This window comes from Bradyrhizobium sp. SZCCHNPS1003 (genome assembly GCF_032381555.1).
In the GTDB taxonomy this organism is placed as follows: Bacteria; Pseudomonadota; Alphaproteobacteria; order Rhizobiales; family Xanthobacteraceae; genus Bradyrhizobium.
Genome location: NZ_JAUHIU010000003.1, coordinates 134,845 through 153,663 on the forward strand (window position 1 = coordinate 134,845; position 18,819 = coordinate 153,663).

The 18,819-nt window shown below is 63.9% G+C and carries 12 protein-coding genes; 7 read left to right on the plus strand and 5 right to left on the minus strand.

Annotated elements, in window-relative coordinates:
- Window positions 1-35 precede the first annotated feature (35 nt).
- Entirely contained in the window at window positions 36-242 is a 207-nt protein-coding gene (locus QX126_RS06570; RefSeq protein WP_315780030.1) for a hypothetical protein, read from the minus strand.
- A gap of 650 nt (window positions 243-892) precedes the next feature.
- Between QX126_RS06570 and QX126_RS06575 the strand changes: the two genes are divergently transcribed.
- Both QX126_RS06575 and QX126_RS06580 read left to right on the plus strand, forming a co-directional pair.
- Window positions 893-7,072, plus strand: a complete 6,180-nt coding sequence (locus QX126_RS06575) for a HAMP domain-containing protein (RefSeq protein ID WP_315770875.1) — start codon at window positions 893-895, stop codon at window positions 7,070-7,072.
- Window positions 7,073-7,085: 13 nt separating this feature from the next.
- Complete coding sequence (locus tag QX126_RS06580) at window positions 7,086-8,579, plus strand: HWE histidine kinase domain-containing protein (RefSeq protein ID WP_315780032.1); 1,494 nt, start codon at window positions 7,086-7,088, stop codon at window positions 8,577-8,579.
- A 14-nt stretch (window positions 8,580-8,593) separates the two neighbouring features.
- On the opposite strand, the gene QX126_RS06585 is transcribed toward QX126_RS06580, so the two are convergent.
- Together QX126_RS06585 and QX126_RS06590 are read right to left on the minus strand one after the other, a co-directional pair.
- Complete coding sequence (locus QX126_RS06585) at window positions 8,594-10,882, minus strand: FdhF/YdeP family oxidoreductase (RefSeq protein WP_315780034.1); 2,289 nt, start codon at window positions 10,880-10,882, stop codon at window positions 8,594-8,596.
- A gap of 303 nt (window positions 10,883-11,185) precedes the next feature.
- A complete protein-coding gene (locus tag QX126_RS06590; RefSeq protein ID WP_315780036.1) occupies window positions 11,186-11,746 on the minus strand; it encodes a type 1 glutamine amidotransferase domain-containing protein in 561 nt (186 codons plus the stop codon).
- On the opposite strand from QX126_RS06590, the gene QX126_RS06595 reads away from it, so the two are divergent.
- Window positions 11,739-12,323, plus strand: a complete 585-nt coding sequence (locus QX126_RS06595; RefSeq protein ID WP_315780038.1) for a hypothetical protein — start codon at window positions 11,739-11,741, stop codon at window positions 12,321-12,323. The genes QX126_RS06590 and QX126_RS06595 overlap by 8 nt on opposite strands.
- Before the next feature lie 103 nt (window positions 12,324-12,426).
- On the opposite strand, the gene QX126_RS06600 is transcribed toward QX126_RS06595, so the two are convergent.
- Window positions 12,427-12,621 carry a hypothetical protein gene (locus tag QX126_RS06600; RefSeq protein ID WP_315774906.1) on the minus strand — a complete coding sequence of 65 codons (195 nt, stop codon included), beginning with the start codon at window positions 12,619-12,621 and terminating at the stop codon, window positions 12,427-12,429.
- Between the two features lie 289 nt (window positions 12,622-12,910).
- Between QX126_RS06600 and QX126_RS06605 the strand changes: the two genes are divergently transcribed.
- Window positions 12,911-13,198 carry a hypothetical protein gene (locus tag QX126_RS06605; RefSeq protein ID WP_315780040.1) on the plus strand — a complete coding sequence of 96 codons (288 nt, stop codon included), beginning with the start codon at window positions 12,911-12,913 and terminating at the stop codon, window positions 13,196-13,198.
- Between the two features lie 20 nt (window positions 13,199-13,218).
- Here the strand turns inward: QX126_RS06605 and QX126_RS06610 are convergent, their stop codons facing one another.
- Window positions 13,219-14,580, minus strand: a complete 1,362-nt coding sequence (locus QX126_RS06610) for a glycoside hydrolase family 3 N-terminal domain-containing protein (protein WP_315780042.1) — start codon at window positions 14,578-14,580, stop codon at window positions 13,219-13,221.
- 211 nt (window positions 14,581-14,791) lie between these two features.
- On the opposite strand from QX126_RS06610, the gene QX126_RS06615 reads away from it, so the two are divergent.
- The 3 genes from QX126_RS06615 to QX126_RS06625 are packed head-to-tail and all read left to right on the plus strand — an operon-like array spanning window position 14,792 to window position 18,599.
- Complete coding sequence (locus tag QX126_RS06615) at window positions 14,792-16,267, plus strand: DUF4173 domain-containing protein (RefSeq protein ID WP_315780043.1); 1,476 nt, start codon at window positions 14,792-14,794, stop codon at window positions 16,265-16,267.
- Between the two features lie 23 nt (window positions 16,268-16,290).
- The gene (locus QX126_RS06620; RefSeq protein ID WP_315738076.1) at window positions 16,291-16,992 is read left to right on the plus strand and encodes a response regulator transcription factor; all 702 of its coding nucleotides are present in this window, start codon (window positions 16,291-16,293) and stop codon (window positions 16,990-16,992) included.
- Window positions 16,989-18,599 (plus strand): ATP-binding protein, encoded by a 1,611-nt coding sequence (locus tag QX126_RS06625; protein WP_315780045.1) that lies wholly within the window; start codon window positions 16,989-16,991, stop codon window positions 18,597-18,599. The genes QX126_RS06620 and QX126_RS06625 overlap by 4 nt, the downstream gene beginning before the upstream one ends.
- Window positions 18,600-18,819 lie beyond the last annotated feature (220 nt).

Genomic DNA, 18,819 nt, shown 5'->3' on the forward strand with positions numbered 1-18,819 from the left:
GAATCGTCGTGAACGCGGCGACGGCCGAGGCCAGGCTAAAGGCCGTCAGCAGCGCAATGTAGCGCGGTCCGGTACTCGCCGAGCGGTGCGATTTCGCCATCGAGCCAATCCTGCTGGAGCGCGAGCGCTTTCCAACCTTGGGCCATGCGTCGATAGCGCCGGAACGCCGGCTCTCCGTCGGCGCGCTCCGCGAGCTGGAGACAGTTGTCTGCGTTCTCTCTGAAAAGATCCGATCGTTTCATCTCAATCAGCTGGGAGCCACGGCGGACCGCCGCAACTCTGTTACACGATATTAATGTTCGCTCTGCGCTGGTGGAACATGGCGCACGTTGCAGCGCGGGTCCTGCTCAGAAGCGACGCGACACTGCCAACGTGAAGGGCCTGCATTCTTAGGCGTCTCGGGATCTTCGGATCCGTCGGCATCTCGGCGCCATTGCTTCCGGCATCCCCGTCTCTGCCGTGGTTTCCATTGCTAGTCCCCTTCGGAGGCATCAAGACGGCAGCAATAGCGAACTTGAGGCAGGTTCTCCTCTTACTCGAATGAGACGCGCCCCCTTTCCCCGTTCCAATGGAAATCGCCTCCTTCGTCAGCGACGAATACATGGGAACCCTTTTCCTGGATTGGAGTTGAAGCACTCGCGCCAGTAAAGGCCGGTTCCATTAGCCTTGGAAATCGGCATCCTGGCTTGATTTGAGTAGTTGCGGCGGCTTCTATGGCCGCCGGCTATCCGAGTCTCGGATTTTTGCTGGTAGACGGTCTGCCACGGGGAACTTGATGAGCGATCTCGATTCTGCTGCCAGTCCGATGCCCGAGCGCCAAGGGTTTGGCCGCCAAGGCAACGGAGCCGAGGCGGCCGATGCCAGCCAGGACCTGCTCCGCGCTCTCCAGGCCATGCGTTCCGGAGATTTCTCCGTGCGTATGGGCGGCGACTATCTCGGCATCGACGGCAAGATCGCCGACACGTTCAACGAGATCATTGCGGCCAACGAGCGGATGGCGCAGCAGCTCGAGCGCGTCGGCCAGGTCGTGGGACGGGAGGGAAAGACGCGCCAGCGCGTGCGGTTCGGCATCGCAAGCGGCTCCTGGGCGGATATGGAGAGTTCGATCAACACGTTGATCGACGATCTTCTATGGCCCACCCGTGAGGTGACGCGCGCGGTTGCCGCCGTGGCCCAAGGCGACCTCCTGCAGACCGTGAAACTGGACGTCGATGGCCGGCCTCTGGGCGGCGAGTTCCTGCAGTCGGCGACCATCGTCAACACGATGATCAAACAGCTCAGCGTCTTCACGTCCGAAGTGACCCGCGTGGCGCGCGAGGTCGGCACCGAGGGCAAGCTCGGCGGCCAGGCCCAGGTTCCCGAAGTCACGGGCGTCTGGAAGGACCTGACCGAGAGCGTCAACTCCATGGCCAACAATCTCACCGGCCAGGTCCGCAACATCGCGGAGGTGACGATCGCAGTCGCCAATGGCGACCTATCGAAGAAGATCACGGTCGACGTTCGTGGCGAGATCCTGCAGCTGAAGGAAGCCATCAACACGATGGTCGATCAGCTCAGGTCGTTCGCGTCGGAGGTGACGCGTGTGGCGCGCGAGGTCGGCACCGACGGCAAGCTCGGAGGTCAGGCCATCGTTCCCGGCGTTGCCGGCACCTGGAAGGACCTCACCGACTCCGTCAACGCGATGTGCGGCAACCTCACCGCTCAGGTCCGCAATATCGCCAACGTCACCACTGCGGTCGCCCGCGGTGACCTGTCACGCAAGATCACGGTCGACGTGCGCGGCGAGATCCTGGAGCTGAAGGACACCATCAACACGATGGTCGACCAGCTCAACGCCTTCGCATCCGAGGTGACGCGCGTGGCGCGCGAGGTCGGCACCGAGGGCAAGCTCGGCGGCCAGGCGCAGGTGCCCGGCGTTGCCGGCACCTGGAAGGATTTGACCGACAACGTGAACTTCATGGCGTCGAACCTGACGGCACAGGTCCGCAACATCGCCGACGTCGCCACGGCCATCGCCAGCGGCGACCTGTCGAAAAAGATCACCGTCAACGTCTCCGGCGAGATCCTTCAGCTGAAGGAAACGCTGAACACAATGGTCGACCAGCTCAATGCGTTCGCCGGCGAGGTCACGCGCGTGGCGCGAGAGGTCGGCACCGACGGTCGGCTCGGCGGCCAGGCCAACGTGCTCGGCGTCGCCGGCACCTGGAAGGATCTCACCGAGAGCGTCAACTCGATGGCGTCGAACCTGACGGCGCAGGTCCGCAACATCGCCGAGGTGACGACCGCCGTCGCCAATGGCGACCTGTCGAAGAAGATCACCGTCGACGTGCGCGGCGAGATTCTGGAGCTGAAGGACACCATCAACACGATGGTCGACCAGCTCAACGCGTTCGCCGGCGAGGTGACCCGCGTCGCGCGCGAGGTCGGCACCGAGGGCAAGCTCGGCGGCCAGGCCATGGTGCGCGGAGTCGCGGGCACCTGGAAGGACCTGACCGACAGCGTCAACTCGATGGCCTCCAACCTGACAGGCCAGGTCCGCAACATCGCGGAGGTCGCCACCGCCGTCGCCAAGGGCGACCTGTCGAAGAAGATCACGGTCAACGTCTCCGGCGAGATCCTTCAGCTGAAGGAGACGTTGAACACGATGGTGGACCAGCTCAACGCCTTCGCCGGCGAAGTGACGCGCGTGGCGCGCGAGGTCGGCACCGACGGCAAGCTCGGCGGCCAGGCCGAGGTGCCCGGCGTCGCCGGCACCTGGAAGGATCTCACCGACAGCGTCAACTCTATGGCCGGCAATTTGACGGCGCAGGTGCGCAACATCGCCGAGGTGGCAACGGCCATCGCCGGAGGCGACCTGTCGCGCAAGATCACCGTCGACGTGCGCGGCGAGATCCTGAGCCTCAAAGAGACGCTGAACACGATGGTCGATCAGCTCAACCGCTTCGCGGGCGAGGTGACGCGCGTGGCGCGCGAGGTCGGCACCGAGGGCCGGCTCGGCGGCCAGGCCAACGTGCCCGGCGTCGCCGGCACCTGGAAGGATCTCACCGACAGCGTCAACTCGATGGCCGGCAATCTGACGGCTCAGGTCCGCAACATCGCCGAGGTGACCACGGCAGTGGCGCGCGGCGACCTGTCGCGCAAGATCACCGTCGACGTGAAGGGCGAGATCCTCGAGCTGAAGAACACCATCAACACCATGGTCGATCAGCTCAACGCCTTCGCCTCCGAAGTGACGCGCGTGGCGCGCGAGGTCGGCACCGAAGGCAAGTTGGGCGGCCAGGCCGAGGTGCCGGAAGTCGCGGGCACCTGGAAGGATTTGACCGACAGCGTCAACTTCATGGCCTCGAACCTGACGGCCCAGGTGCGCAACATCGCGGAGGTCGCGACCGCGATCGCCGGCGGCGACCTGTCGAAAAAGATCACCGTCGACGTGCGCGGCGAGATCCTGCTGCTCAAGGACACCCTGAACACGATGGTGGAGCAGTTGCGCTCGTTCGCGGCCGAAGTGACGCGCGTCGCGCGCGAGGTCGGCACCGAGGGCCGGTTGGGCGGCCAGGCCGTTGTGCCCGGCGTCGGCGGCACGTGGAAGGACCTGACCGACAACGTCAATCTGCTCGCCGCCAACCTGACCACGCAGGTCCGCAACATCGCCGAGGTGACCACGGCGGTGGCGCGCGGCGACCTGTCGCGCAAGATCACGGTCGACGTGAAGGGCGAGATCCTCGAGCTGAAGAACACCATCAACACCATGGTCGATCAGCTCAACGCCTTCGCCGGCGAGGTGACGCGCGTGGCACGCGAGGTCGGCACCGAGGGCAAGCTCGGCGGACAGGCGCAGGTGCCGGGCGTTGCCGGCACCTGGAAGGACCTCACTGATACCGTGAACTTCATGGCCGCGAATTTGACCGAACAGGTCCGCGGCATCGTCAAGGTCGTGACCGCCGTCGCCAATGGCGATCTCAAGCAGAACCTCACGGTCAAATCGAAGGGCGAGGTCGCAGCACTCGCCGAAACCATCAACAACATGACGGAGACGCTGGCGACCTTCGCCGACCAGGTGACGAGCGTTGCCCGCGAGGTCGGCGTCGAGGGCCGGCTCGGCGGCCAGGCCAACGTGCCCGGCGCGGCCGGCACATGGAAGGATCTGACCGGCAACGTCAACCTGCTTGCGGCCAACCTGACATCCCAAGTGCGCGCCATCGCCGAGGTCGCGACGGCCGTGACCAAGGGCGATCTCACCCGCTCCATCCAGGTCGATGCCCGCGGCGAGGTGTCCGAGCTCAAAGACAACATCAATACGATGATCACCAATCTGAGGCTCACCACCGACCTCAACACGGAGCAGGACTGGCTCAAGACCAACCTGGCCAAGTTCACCAACATGCTGCAGGGCCAGCGCGACCTGACCACCGTCGGCCGCCTGCTGCTGACCGAGCTGACGCCGCTGGTGAACGCCCACCGCGGTGTGATCTACCAGGTCGAGACCGAGTCCACGCCACAGCTGCGCCTGCTTGCCTCATACGCCGATGACGGCATCTATCCTCACCGGACGCACGTCCAGTTCGGCGAGGGGCTGATCGGACAATGCGCGATCGACAAGCGACAGCGGCTCGTCTCCGAGATTCCATCCGACGTCATCCCCGTGGGCTCCGCCCTGCTCCGCGCCGTCCCGAAGAACCTCGTGGTGCTGCCGGTGTTGTTCGAGAACCAGGTCAAGGCGGTGATCGAGCTGGCGTCGCTTAGTTTGTTCACGACGTCGCAGATGACGTTCCTCGAGCAGCTCACCGACTCCATCGGCATCGTGCTCAATTCGATCGAAGCCACGATGCAGACCGAAGGGCTGTTGAAGCAGTCGCAGCAGCTCGCCGCGGAGCTTCAGACCCAGCAGCGCGAGCTGCAACAGACCAACGAGCAGCTCGAGCAGAAGGCGCAACAGCTCGCCGAGCGCAATGTCGAGGTCGAGCGCAAGAACCAGGAGATCGAGCAGGCCCGCCGCGCGCTCGAGGAAAAGGCGACCGAGCTCGCGCTGACATCCAAGTACAAGTCCGAGTTCCTCGCCAACATGTCGCACGAGCTGCGCACGCCGCTCAACAGCATCCTGATCCTCGGCCAGCAGCTGACCGAGAATCCGGACGGCAATCTCACCCTCAAGCAGGTCGAGTTCGCCCGCACCATCCATGGCGCCGGCACCGATCTGCTCAATCTGATCAGCGACATCCTCGATCTCTCCAAGATCGAGTCCGGCACCGTGACGGTCGATGCCGAGGAGATCCTCACCACCAACCTCCTGGAAACCGTGGGACGTCCGTTCCGCCACGAGGCGGAAAATCGCCTGCTCGCCTTCAACATCGACGTGGACCCGAACCTTGCGCGTAGCATCGTCACGGATTCCAAGCGCCTGCAGCAGGTGTTGAAGAATCTGCTCTCGAACGCCTTCAAGTTCACCGCCGAAGGAGGGGTGCGCTTGAAGGTGTCTGCGGCGCTCGGCGGATGGAGCGCAGAACATCCGGTGCTCAACACTGCACCGGCCGTGATCGCGTTCGAAGTCTCGGACACAGGCATCGGCATTCCGCAAGACAAGCAGAAGCTGATCTTCGAGGCATTCCAGCAGGCGGATGCCGGCACGAGCCGCAAATATGGTGGCACCGGCCTCGGGCTCGCGATCAGCCGCGAGCTCGCCAACCTCCTGGGCGGCGAGATCCATCTCAAGAGCGCACCCGGCAAGGGCAGCACCTTCACGCTCTATCTGCCGCTCAAATATTCAGGTCCCGCAACGACGCCCCGCGTCAGTCCAGCATCGCCCGTTCCCTATGTTCAACCCCCAGCCCTACAGCAAGCGGCCGCGCCGGAGCGCGGGATCGAGCCCCCGCCGGACGATCGTCTCGATCTCGAACCCGGCGATACGATCCTGCTCGTGGTCGAGGACGATCCGCACTACGCGCGCGTCCTGATCGACCTCGCGCGCGACAAGGGCTTCAAGGTGCTGATCGCCGGCCGCGGCGCCGAGGCGCTGGACCTCGCCAAGCAGTATCAACCGGCCGCGATCTCTCTCGACGTCTTCCTGCCGGACATGCTCGGCTGGACCGTTCTGAGCCAGCTCAAGCATAATCCGCTGACGCGGCACATCCCGGTGCAGATCATCACGCTCGACGAAGACCGCCAGCACGCTTTGGCGCGTGGCGCGTTCTCCTTTGTCAGCAAGCCCACGACAACGGAAGGCGTCAGCGCGGCCCTGTCGCAGATCAAGGAATACGCCAAGCCGCGACGCAAGCGGCTGCTGATCGTCGAGGACAACGCGGCCGAGCAACTCAGCATCCGCCAGCTGTTGGATCACGACGACATCGAGATCATCGCGGCGGATACGGGAGCTTCGGCGCTCGAGACGCTGCGCAGCGCGCCGTGCGATTGCGTGGTTCTCGATCTGCGGCTGCCAGACATGAGCGGGTTCGACGTACTCGATCAATTGCGCTCCGACGATTTCTTATCGAGCGTTCCGGTGGTCGTCTTCACCGGGCGGGAATTGTCGGCCGAGGAGGATGCGGAACTGCATACGATGGCGCGCAGCATCGTCGTCAAGGGCGTCGAGTCGCCGGAGCGGCTGCTCGACGAGACGTCGTTGTTCCTACACCGTGTGATTACGGAACTGCCGCTCGAGAAGCAGCGCATGCTGGAGAAGCTGAACAGTTCCGACGAAGATCTGATCGGCAAGACGGTGCTGCTGGTCGACGACGACGCCCGCAACATCTTTGCTCTCTCCAGCGTGCTGGAACGCCGCGGCATGAAAGTGCTGACGGCGACCACCGGAAGCGAAGCGATCGACCTGGTGCAGAGCAATCCCGCGATCTCGATCGTCCTGATGGACATCATGATGCCGCAGATGGATGGTTACCAGACGATCGGCGTCATTAGGCAAAATCCCGCCTTCGTCCGGCTCCCCATCATCGCGTTGACCGCGAAAGCCATGAAGGGAGACCGCGAAAAGTGTCTCGAAGCTGGCGCCTCCGATTATCTGGCAAAACCCGTCAACACCGAGCAGCTGCTCCTTGCGATCCGCATGTGGCTGCACCGCTGAACGGTTCATCATGATGGAACATGCGAAGGTCAACATCCTCCTGGTCGACGATCAGCCGGCGAAGCTGCTGGCTTACGAGGTCATCCTGAAGGAACTCGGCGAGAAACTCGTAGTCGCCACCTCCGGGCGCGAGGCGCTCGAAATTCTGTTGAAGAACGAGATCGCGGTGATCCTCGTCGACGTCTGCATGCCCGAGCTCGACGGCTTCGAACTGGCGCAAATGATCCGTGAGCATCCGAGGTTCCAGAAGATTGCGATCATCTTCATCTCCGCCATCCAGGTGAGCGACTTCGATCGCCTTCGTGGCTATGAGATGGGCGCCGTCGACTACGTACCGGTTCCCGTCGTGCCGGAGGTACTGCGCGCCAAGATCAAGGTTTTTGCCGAGCTCTATCGCAAGACACGCGAGCTGGAACATCTCAACCTTGAGCTGGAGGACCGGGTACGGGCCCGCACGGCCGAGCTTGAGCGATCGACAGCAAAGCTCGTCGAGAGCGAGCAGCGTCGGAGCATGGCGATCGCGGCCGGCAAGATGGGCTCGTGGGACTGGGACGGTGTCAATGGCGATTGGATGTGGGACGAGGGCCAGTACCGTATCTTCGGCGTCTCGCCTCAGAGCTTCGAGCTGAACACCGTGAACATCATGGCGCTCCTGCACCGGGAGGATGCCGAGCGTGCCCGCCAGGTGGTCGCGGAATTTAGCCGAGGCACGACATCGTATGAGGCTGAGTTCCGGATCAACCGGCCAGATGGCGAAGAACGCTGGTGCGTCGGAACGGCCGCAGCGACAACCGACAGGACCGGTCGCGTGATCCGCGTCAGCGGGGTCACGATCGACATCACCGAGCGCAAACGCGCCGAGGAACGCCAGAACCTGCTGACCCGCGAGGTCGATCATCGCGCCAAGAATGCGCTGACCTTGGCCCAGTCGATCGTTCGCCTGACAAAAGCCGACAGCGTGAAGACCTATGTCGACGCGGTAGAGGGGCGCATCAGCGCGCTGGCCCGTGTACACACCATCCTCTCGCTATCAAGCTGGGAAGGTGCGAAGATAAGCAGGCTGGTGGCCGAAGAACTCGCGCCCTATGCAACCGGCGGCCAGGTCGCCTTCGACGGCGCCGAGCTGCAACTCGAGCCGGCGACCGCGCAGACGCTGGCGCTGGCGCTGCACGAGCTGGTGACAAACTCGGCCAAATACGGTGCGCTGTCGGTCCGCTCCGGGCATCTCTCAGTCAAATGGACCATCGAGAATGAGCGCCTGGATCTGATCTGGATTGAAACCGGCGGTCCCTTGGTGCGCGCGCCGACCTCGCGCGGCTTCGGCACGCGCAGCCTGATGGCCAGTGTGGAAAGCCAGCTCGGTGGGCGCGCCTCGTTCGACTGGCGTCCCGAGGGATTGGTGTGCCGGCTGGTCGTCCCGCTTCGCCCCGGCGCGACCCCGCCGGAGATCACAAGCCCTTGCGCAACGGTGGCGCCGGGCGACGCACGACAACGGGCTGCGGGCTGACCGCTCCGGACGGCTCAGGCGGCCATGTCGCGCGAGATCCGGACCGGGATCGACTTGGCGGCGGGCACCTTGCTCCCCTCCGCGTAGTGCCATAGCGGAATCAATCCGTTGCATTCGGGGTAGTAGGCCGCGACGCTGTAGCGCGGAATGTCGAACGCCACCGCCTGAAGCCCGCCCAGCGAGCGCGCCACGCCGTCATCGGCCTCGGTCGAAAGCCGAACCAGTTCGCCCTGCTTGATGCACAGATCAGCCATGTCGCTCGCGTTCATGAAAACGATCTGACGGCCACCCGTGACGCCGCGAAATCGGTCGTCCTCGTTGTAGATGGTGGTGTTGAACTGGCCGTCGGCGCGCAAGGTCATCAGCTGATACACGCCATTGCCTTCCTCCGGCGGATTGAGTGCCGCCTTGGGCACGGTGAAGTTCGCCTTGCCGGTCGATGTCTTCCATTTGCGTTCGCGGGCGCCAATGGGCCGCGGAAAGCCGCCGGGCTGAAACAGGCGCTTGTTGAAGTCCTTGAACTGGTCGGGATAGGTTCGCTCGATGGCATCTCTGACGCGCGCGTAGTCGCCGACCCAGGCATCCCAGTCGACTCGCGGATTTGGCTTCAGGGTGGCCTTGGCGAGACCGGCGACAATGGCTGGTTCGGACAACAGGGTCTCGGCGACTGGCTGGCGCTGGCCGCGCGAGCCGTGAATGCAGGTAGTGGAGTCCTCCATCGAGACCGCCTGCTCTCCGCCCGCCTGCCGGTCGATTTCGATGCGGCCGAGGCACGGCAACAGATAGGTCACCTCGCCCGGAACGAGGTGACTGCGATTGAGCTTGGTGGCGATCTGCACCGACAGCCGCAGCTTCGACCATGCCGGCTCCATCAGCGAACGTTCCGGAACGGCGCGCAGGAAATTGCCGCCGAGGCTGACGAAGCCCTTCACGTCGCCCTTGATGATGCCCTGGCAGGCATCGACCGTGCTGAGACCGTCCCAGCGCGGCGGCTCGAAGGAATAAAGCTCGGCCAGCTTGTCGAGCGGCACCAGCTTGGTCTTCTCCGAGATTCCCACGGTACGCTGCCCCTGCACGTTGGAATGGCCGCGGACAGGCGAGATACCCGCCCCGGGCTTCCCGATGTTGCCGCGCAATAGCAGCAGATTCACGATCATCTTGGCGGTCTCGACGCCATGGCGATGCTGGGTAATTCCCATCCCATAGTTGGCTATGACGGCGCGTGAGCCTGCGTAGACCTTGGCGGCCTCCAGAATAGCGCTGCGCGTGAGGCCGGAGGAGCGTTCGATATCGCTCCACGACGCCTGCAGGCAGCAGGTTGCGAAAGCTTCGAAGCCGGACGTGTGCTGCTCGATGAAGGCGACATCGAGCACGCGCGGGCTCTTGGTCGCGACCGCGGCATCATCCGCCTCGATCACGGCCTTGCACAATCCGAGTAGCGCCGCACCATCGCCGCCAATGCGCAGCTGATGATACTGCGTGCTGATCCGCGTTCCCCCGGTGAGCACCATTTGAATGGGATTTTGCGGATTGGTGAAGTGCTCCAGCCCACGCTCCCGCAGCGGATTGAACGTGATGATGGGCACGCCGCGTTGTGCCGCCTTCTGCAACGGATGCAGCATGCGCGGCGAGTTGGTCGTCGTGTTCTGGCCGAAGAAGAAGAAGAAGCAATCTGCCTTGTCGAAATCCTGAAGGAGCGCCGTACCGACGGGGACGCCAATCACCTCCGGCAGAGCCACTGATGTGGATTCGTGGCACATGTTGGAGCTGTCGGGAAAATTGTTGGTGCCGTACATGCGGCCGAACAACTGATACATGTAGCTGGTCTCGAGCGAAGCCCGGCCCGAGGTGTACATCACGACCGAATGCGGATCGAGATTGTTCAACTCCGCGCCGACGTCACGAAAGGCCTCCTCCCAGCTCACGGCGACATAGCGATCCGCCGCAGCATCGTAGCGCAGGGGATGAGCAAGACGCCCTTGCTCTTCCAGCTGATGATCCGACCAGGTCCGCAACTCAGCTAGCGTGTGCCGAGCAAAGAACTCCGGTCCGACCGTCTTGCCGGTGATTTCCCACGCGGTTGCCTTGGCGCCATTCTCGCAGAATTCGAACGGGTGCGGCTTTGCCGGCTTGGCCCAGGAGCAGCTGACGCACATGAAGCCGCCTGGCTTGTTCTGTTTGAGCAGGATCTCGCTGCCGAGCAGCGTGACCTCCTCCTGCGTCAGGATGCTCGCGACCGCGCGCACCGATCCCCAACCGCCGGCCGGAGCCTTGTAGTCCTCGATTTTTGCTTTCTCACTCACGACACATCTCCGGGGGCCCGTTCAAGAGCGGCAAACCCGGGATGAGCAGCGAAGTTCCGACGTCTCACTGAACGTTGCGAGACTGAACGTTGCGAGGCTATCGTCGAGATCCCGCGGGCGAAGGTCCGCGCATAGGAATTGGGAACGACCCAGCCCGCCGCGAGTCATTTCCGTGCCTCTGGCGGCGTTCCCCCATCGCGCTGGAGGCACTCCGTGTGGACTGCGGCCCAGCGTTCGACCCCTCGGGCGCTGGGCCCGTCCCACTGAGGTAGCCGGGTTTTCTCCCGGCTTCCGATCTCAGCATCAAGCCGCGCTGCGCTTGAGATGGCGGCCTTCCTTGACCTCTTCGATAATCTTGGCGCTGAAGGCTTCCAGATCGCTGGGATTGCGCGAGGTGATCACGCCCTGATCGACCACGACCTCCGCGTCCTGCCACTGCGCGCCGGCATTGGCGACGTCCGTCTTGATCGATTTGTAGGACGTCATCTTGCGCCCCTTGGCAATTCCCGTCTCGATCAGGAGCCACGGCGCATGACAGACCGCCGCAACGATCTTCTTGGCTTCGAAGATCTCCTTGATGAATCGCAGTGCCTTCGGCTCCAGACGCAGCAGATCCGGATTGATCTGGCCGCCCGGCAGCACGATGGCGTCGTAGTCCGCAGCAGAAGCCTGGTCCAAAGTCTTGTCGACCTTGACGGACCGTCCCCAATCCTTGTCATCCCAGCCTTTGATCTCGCCCGGCGCGAGCGAGATGATCTCGACGGTCGCGCCCGCCTGCTTGAGGCGATCGCGCGGCACTTCGAGCTCGGATTGCTCGAACCCGTTGGTCGCGAGGATCGCGATCCTCTTTCCCTTGATGTCCATTGAATTCTCCTGGAAATTCGACACCGCGGGCAACCTCGCGCTTGCGTCCATGTTCCGCCGGGCGGGCCGGACGGATCGTCACAACTGGTCGGTCGGATCGGCAATCTCCTGCGTGGAACCAGCCAGCACCTGCAGCAGTTTGTCTGGACGTGCCTGCCTCGAATGGACGGCCGGCTTTGAGCAGCGCGGCATCGCTGCCTCGATGGATCGCAATCTGGAGGCGCTCGTGCCCTACGCATTGTTTGAGAATGACGAACAGCTGACCCGTCCGTTTCGTACCGAGCGCGAGGTCTGGGAGGCTGCGGAACAGGCTGATCTCATCACGCTCGGCACGCACGGCGAAAAGATCCTGGACAACAATTTCGAGATCAAATCGTGCGAGGCTACCGCGGAAGAGCTCATGACCGTGCCGCCGGACATCGTCTTGCCCGAGGCTCGTACCTCCGAACCAGCGCCAACGACGGCAGCCAACAGGAAGTCGCAGGGCTCCGCACGCCCCAGCCAGGGTGCAACGGATCAGGATGAAGTCGGCTCGGGCGCGCCGAACAACGACCTGTCGCAAGCATCGAACCGCTGACGCACATCGGCCGGTCAGAGCCCTCGCGTCCGGAGGGTCCGTTTTTCGCTCTGGCTCCAGATGACTGGCATCGCTCCGCGATGCTCCCAACGCCGCCAGCATCTCATGCGTGCCGGGCGCCCCGCTGCTTGCGAGGCAGCAGGCTCGCCTGCTCCACCTTGAGCTGCTCGCGCTGCTGCCGCAGCCGCTCGAGAGTTTCCAGCATGCGCTGCAACAGCGCCTCGGCCGCGGCTGTCGCCACTCCGGCTCGCCGCAGTTGCAAGATTTCACGACGCTGCCGCCCGACCTGTAGACGCATTCGATCGATCTCGTCTCGGACCCAACACAGATCGCGCATGGAGCACCCATAGGCAAGCATCGCCGCAATCTAGAACAAATCATGAACTTACGCAAGCCACTCCACAGGCTGGGGCATCCGAACTGATCAATGAGATCGAGACGCTCGCGGGGGACTGGAGCGTTCGTGCCCCAAGTAATCAGGACAACAGATCGACAAATGGTATTCCCATGTTGCCGATGCTGGCCTGGAGCCGTCGCGAATCAAGACCTGGTTGTTTAGTCTTCGCGGCATTTCGCGGGAGTGCACCATGGTTGCGGACAGTGACAGCAAGGTTGCCTGGCATCGCGCCCAGCTCAAAAAGAATCGTACGGTCTTGAAGCAGATCGAGACGGCCCGGTTCACCGTCGGCGAGAGCGCCGACGGGAAAGCGCTGGAACTGACCAAGCGGCAAGTCGCTGAGCTCCAGCTCAAGATTCGTGAGTCCGAGCAGGTCATTGCCCAGCACGATAAGCAGACGCGACGCCCGCTGGCGACCGACCTGCGTAGTCTCTCCAACGTCGCCTGGCGCAACTGGACGGGCAACGGCCCGCGCTGACTGTGGGCTCCTGCTGCGAGTCAGTCGACGACATTCCGACGCACGCCTTCCACCCGAACCGTCGAGATGGTCGAAGGCTCGGACGGATTGTCCTCAGGCCTCCAGCGCCTCAGCCGCTCATCGCTCCCCCGGAGTGCATCGAGATCGATGCGTCCTTCCGCCCGAGCCTCCTTGGCGCAAGCAAGCACGCGATGGAACTGAGTCCCGTCATAGGCCACCAGCAAGAGATCGGCGCCGCCATTGAGCGCTTCCACGACGGCTTTGCACAGATCACGGCCATAGACCGCCCCCATCACCAGATCATCCGTCACGACCACGCCCTGATAGTTCCAGCGGCCGCGAATGAGGCCATCGAGCACGGCCTTGGAATGCGAGGCAGGCCGCTCTGGATCGATCGCATCGACCATCACGTGACCGACCATCATTGCCGCGTGCGAGCCCTGCAGCACTTGTCGGAACGGCCGCCAATCCGACTGTTCCAACACATCGACTGCCGTGTCGAGCTGTGCCGAGAAGTGATGCGTGTCCGCCGCGACGCGCCCCAGGCCAGGGAAGTGCTTCACCGCCGCGCGAACACCGCTTGCTTCCAGGCCGCGGACATAACCAAGCGCGATGTCGCCGACCACCGTGGGATCGTTGGAGATCGCGCGCCGGCCGATCAAGGTGTGGAAGTCCAGTCGGTTGCGCGTCCAGCTCGGGCGAAGGTCGACGACAGGAGCCAGATTGAAGGTGATGCCCGCAGCCGCGAGCGCCTCACCTTGGGTACGTCCCATCGCGAACGCATCCTGCGCGCGGCGAGAGGCCGGCAGATCGGCCAGCGTCGCGAGGCCGGGCATGTTCGGCAGGGTCGGAGACAGGTGTGCGACAGTGCCTCCCTCCTGATCCGCCGCAACCAGCAGGGGCGACAGCCCGGCGCTCCGGCGCTCGGCCTGCAATCGCGCGATCTCGGCGCGCAATTGAGGCTCGGTCCGGCCACGTACGTTGTGGTGTGTCACATAGACGCCCGCGATCAATCCCTGTCGCGCCAGCGCGGCGGCGTCGTCCACGGCCGTGTAGCCGACGATGAAATGCCGGCCGAGCAGATGCGCCACGTCCGGGGGCGTGCGGAACGTCTCGTACTTGCGCCAAGCAAACATGAACTGCGTCGACGTCAGCATGATCAGCGGAACACACCATGCCACGACGAGCGCGCGTCCGGCGGCATCCCGCCGCCACCGACCGCCGAGCATCAGTAGCAGCGGAACGGCAAGTCCTATGAGAAGCAGGGCTGCGTGGCCGCTGCCCCGCAGCCGAACCAGATAGGGCTCGTTGCTGTTCAGCGTGACGAAAATGAAGAGCAGAGCAAGAAGCCAGAGAACCGCGGTCCTGATACGTCCGAGCATGTGTGCAGCCGATCATCCCAGGGAAAGACGGCCATTGCGTAACAATCACGCTTCCCCTGCGCCAGATGTGGAATCGCGTCTGCACGAAATCTGCAAACAAATCCTGAAATGCTGCAGACCGTCTCCGGCACCGCTGCACGCGCGGGGGGGCATGCTCGCTTCATCGGCGGGCGCTGCCGACCGAGTCGTGATTCAACCAAGGACTACTTCAATGAAGGGCTCCGCCGAGCTGACGGCTTCCCCAGAGGCATCTGAGTCCATGTGGTACAAGTTCATCATCGCGATCGGCCTGCTCGGGCTCGCCGACATCCTGCTTTACGACCAGACGCTAGGCCTCTCCTTCCCGATCTTTGCGGCAGCGCTCTTCGCAGCCAGCCTCCTCGCCAATCACGACCGGATCCACCGCCCGCGCGCGATTCTTGCGAATATCGTCCTCGTTGCAGGCCTGTTGCCCGCGATCGAGGACCTGACGACGTTGTCGGTATTGATCGTCGTCCTCGGGACGATATCGGCCGTCGCCCTGTCGACCGATCCGGCCGCCGAAGGACTTCTCGTGCCGCTGAGCGCAGCACGGCAACTTCTTCTGATCGGACCGTTCCAACTGATCCCCGATACTTTGGCCACGCTTCGTGCCAACGATTTTACACGCATCGTGCTGACCTGGAGCATCCCCCTCGCCCTCAGCCTCGTCTTCATTCTCCTGTTCGCGGCAGCCAATCCCGTCATCGAGCAATGGCTCGACGAACTGCATCCTCAGCACATTGCGTCGAGCCTGAGCGTAGGCCGTCCCATCTTCTGGCTCCTGATGGTGTCCCTGATCTGGCCATTCATCAACTTGCGCTGGCGCCAACGAGGCAAGACGCAACGTCCTCCGATCGATCTCGATGGCGACGACCAGGCGCCGTCGGTCGTCAGCCCCCTCCTCAACCAGCAGACCGTCGTCCGCTCCTTGATTCTGTTCAACCTGCTGTTTGCGATCCAGACCGCCCTGGATGGCGTCTATCTGTGGGGACATGCGGCGCTTCCCAACGGAATGACTTACGCGACCTACGCCCACCGAGGCGCCTACCCGCTGATCGCTACGGCACTTCTGGCGGCCGCCTTTGTCATCGCCGCCGTCCGCTCGGGACAGGAGGGGTCGCGGCTCATCCGCCCGCTCGTCTATCTCTGGGTCGGACAGAACGTGATGCTGGTCGTATCCTCGATTCAGCGGGTCCACATCTATATCGAGAGCTATCTCCTGACGCAGTGGCGCATCGCGGCTCTGATATGGATGGCGCTGGTCGCCGTGGGACTGATCCTGATCATGGCGCGGATCATTCTGGAGAAGCCCAATGCATGGCTCGTGCGCATGAACCTGCTTGCGCTCGCGGCGACGCTCTACGGCTGCGCGCTGGTCAATTTCAACGGGCTGATCGCCGACTACAACGTGACCAGCAGCCGTGAGGCAGGACGCAGCCGCTCTGCCATCGATAGCGACTATCTCTCCAGCCTCGGTACCCAAGCCCTGCCGGCCGTGCGGCGCGCCATGTTGCTGTTGCCGCAGGACGCCGGTCTGCCCCGGATCCACGACCGGCTGCTGGACCGGCAGGTGGCCGAAATGGCGTCGTGGCGATCCTGGAGTTTTCGCGGCTGGCGCTTGCAGCGCTATCTCGATAGACATCCTCTAACGCAGAATCCCAGTTGATGCCTCGCCGCGGAGCCCTGGCCGTGTCCCCCCGAATCCTCATTGTCGACGATGACGCGCATATCCGCGAGGTCCTGCGTGTCGCCGTGAGCAAGGCCGGCATGGCGGTGACGGAGGCGGCCGACGGTCGGGCCGCGCTGGTCAGGTTCGCCGAGGACCGGCCCGACCTCATCGTGCTCGACGTCGGCATGCCGGAGTTCGACGGGCTCGAAGTCTGCCGGCGCATCCGCCGGACCTCGCAGGTGCCGATCCTGTTCCTGTCGGCGCGCGACGAGGAGATCGACCGCATTCTCGGGCTCGAGATCGGCGGCGACGACTACGTGACCAAGCCGTTCAGCCCGCGCGAGCTGGTTGCCCGCGTCAACGTCATTCTCCGTCGGGTCAACTCCGGTGCTGCGGATCGTACGCTCGAACCGGAGGAGCTGGCGCACGGCAGGCTTCGTCTCGACTCGCAGCAGCATCTGGCGCGCTTCGGCGATACGCCGCTGACGCTCACAGCGCTGGAGTTCAGCATCCTGCGCACGCTGATGACGCGTCCTGCAGTCGTTTTCAGTCGCGAGCAGATCATGACCGCTGCCTATCAGCTCAACATCCAGGTCTCCGACCGAACGATCGACAGCCACATCCGCAACATCAGAGCGAAGCTCGCAGCCGCGCATTGCGACGACGCGATCGAGACCGTCCATGGCGTGGGCTTCCGGCTCGGCCGCTGCGGCGCCTCATGATCGCGCCCAAGCCCAGGGCGAAATGGCGGCCGTCGCTGGGACAGATCGTCTTCGGCGTGCTGGCGCTGGTCGCCACCCTGCCCCTGGTCGGGCTGTTCTTCTTTCGCATCTACGACAACCAGCTGATCCGTCAGACACAGGCAGAGCTGATCGCGCAGAGCCGTGTGCTCGCGGCGGTCTTTGCCGAGGAGGTGTCCGCGCGCCTTGCCGCTGGCCTTCCGCTCGGCGCCGAAATCCCGCCCGAGGCACGCCCCGATTCCGCAGACGAGGTGACACCCATCCGTCCCCTGCTCGATCTGCTGGCCAACGATCTGTTCGTCCGCCGCCCGGACGCCCGCGACGCGATCCATCCTGCGGATCCCGCCTATGTCGCGATTGGCGCGCGGCTGCTTCCGATCGTCAGGGAGACGCAGAAGGTCACCTTGGCCGGATTCCGTGTGCTCGATCCGCAAGGCGTCGTGATCGCCGGCCGCGATGAAATGGGCAAGTCACTCGCCCATATCGACGAGGTGGCTGCCGCCCTGAAGGGACGCTACAGCGCCGCGCTCCGCATTCGCATTCCGGACAAGACGCCGCCACCGATCTATTCGATCAGCCGCGGCGTCGGTGTCCATGTGTTCTCGGCCATGCCGGTGGTCGTCAACGATCGCGTCGCCGGCGTCATCTACACCTCGCGGACGCCCCGCAACATCTTCGAGCATCTCTATCAAGAGCGCGGCAAGTTCGTTGCCGCAGGCTCCGCCATTGTCCTCACGACGCTGCTGGTCGGCCTCATCGTGGCACGGACGATCACACGGCCGATGCGCGAGCTGGTCGATCGCGCCGGCAGGATCGGACGCAACGATCCCGCCGGCTTCCGCCCGCTCGCCCATTACGGCACCCGCGACTTCGCCGAGCTCGCCGGGCACTTCTTCGCCATGGCCGAGCAACTGGCCCAACGCTCCAACTACATCCGGAGCTTTTCCGCGCATCTGACGCACGAGCTCAAATCGCCGCTGACCTCGATCAAGGGCGCAGCCGAGCTGCTGCTCGACTCTCTGGCCAGTCCTTCCGAGACCTTGACACGCGCCGAGCAGGAGAAATTCCTCACCAACATCCTTGGCGACGCCGACCGCCTCGCGGCGCTGGCCCAACGCTTGCGCGAGCTGGCACGGGCGGAGACGGTGTCGACGGTCGAGGCCGGTAGCATAGCCGAGGCCGTCAGCACGCTGCGAGCGCGTTTCCCGTCGACCGTCATCGAGACGTCCGGCCCTGTCGAGCGCAGCACCATGCTCCCGAACGAGATCGCGCTGATCGTGCTCACGCATCTCGTCGACAACGCCGTCCGGCACGGCGCCCGGCGCATCCGCCTCGAGGCCGAGGAGAGCAAGGAGATGCTGATCGTCATCGCCAGCAATGACGGCGATCCGATCTCGCCGGAGAACCGCGACCGCATCTTCGATGCCTTCTTCACGACCCGGCGCGACAGCGGCGGTACCGGTATGGGGCTGGCGATCGTGCGCGCCATCATGGCAAGCCATGGCGGCGAGATCTCGCTGCGGCCGGGCGACAACGGTGTTGCGTTCGAGCTGCGGCTGCCGATCGAAGGCCCTATGACGTCGACCTGAGATAGCGCAGTCTATTGGCGCCGCGTCAGAGTTGCCTCCGGTCGGTTCGTGGCAGCCGGCAATCCCCACCTCATTCAAGTCCCCGTCGGCGAAGATCTTCTCCCATTCGTTTGTATACGAGCAATGTATGCCACGGTGCCGCCGGCTGCATGGACCGGCCGAGAATGCCGCAGATCTGCATCGCAATTCGCAAATGACTTGGACCCGCGATCCGCGTAAT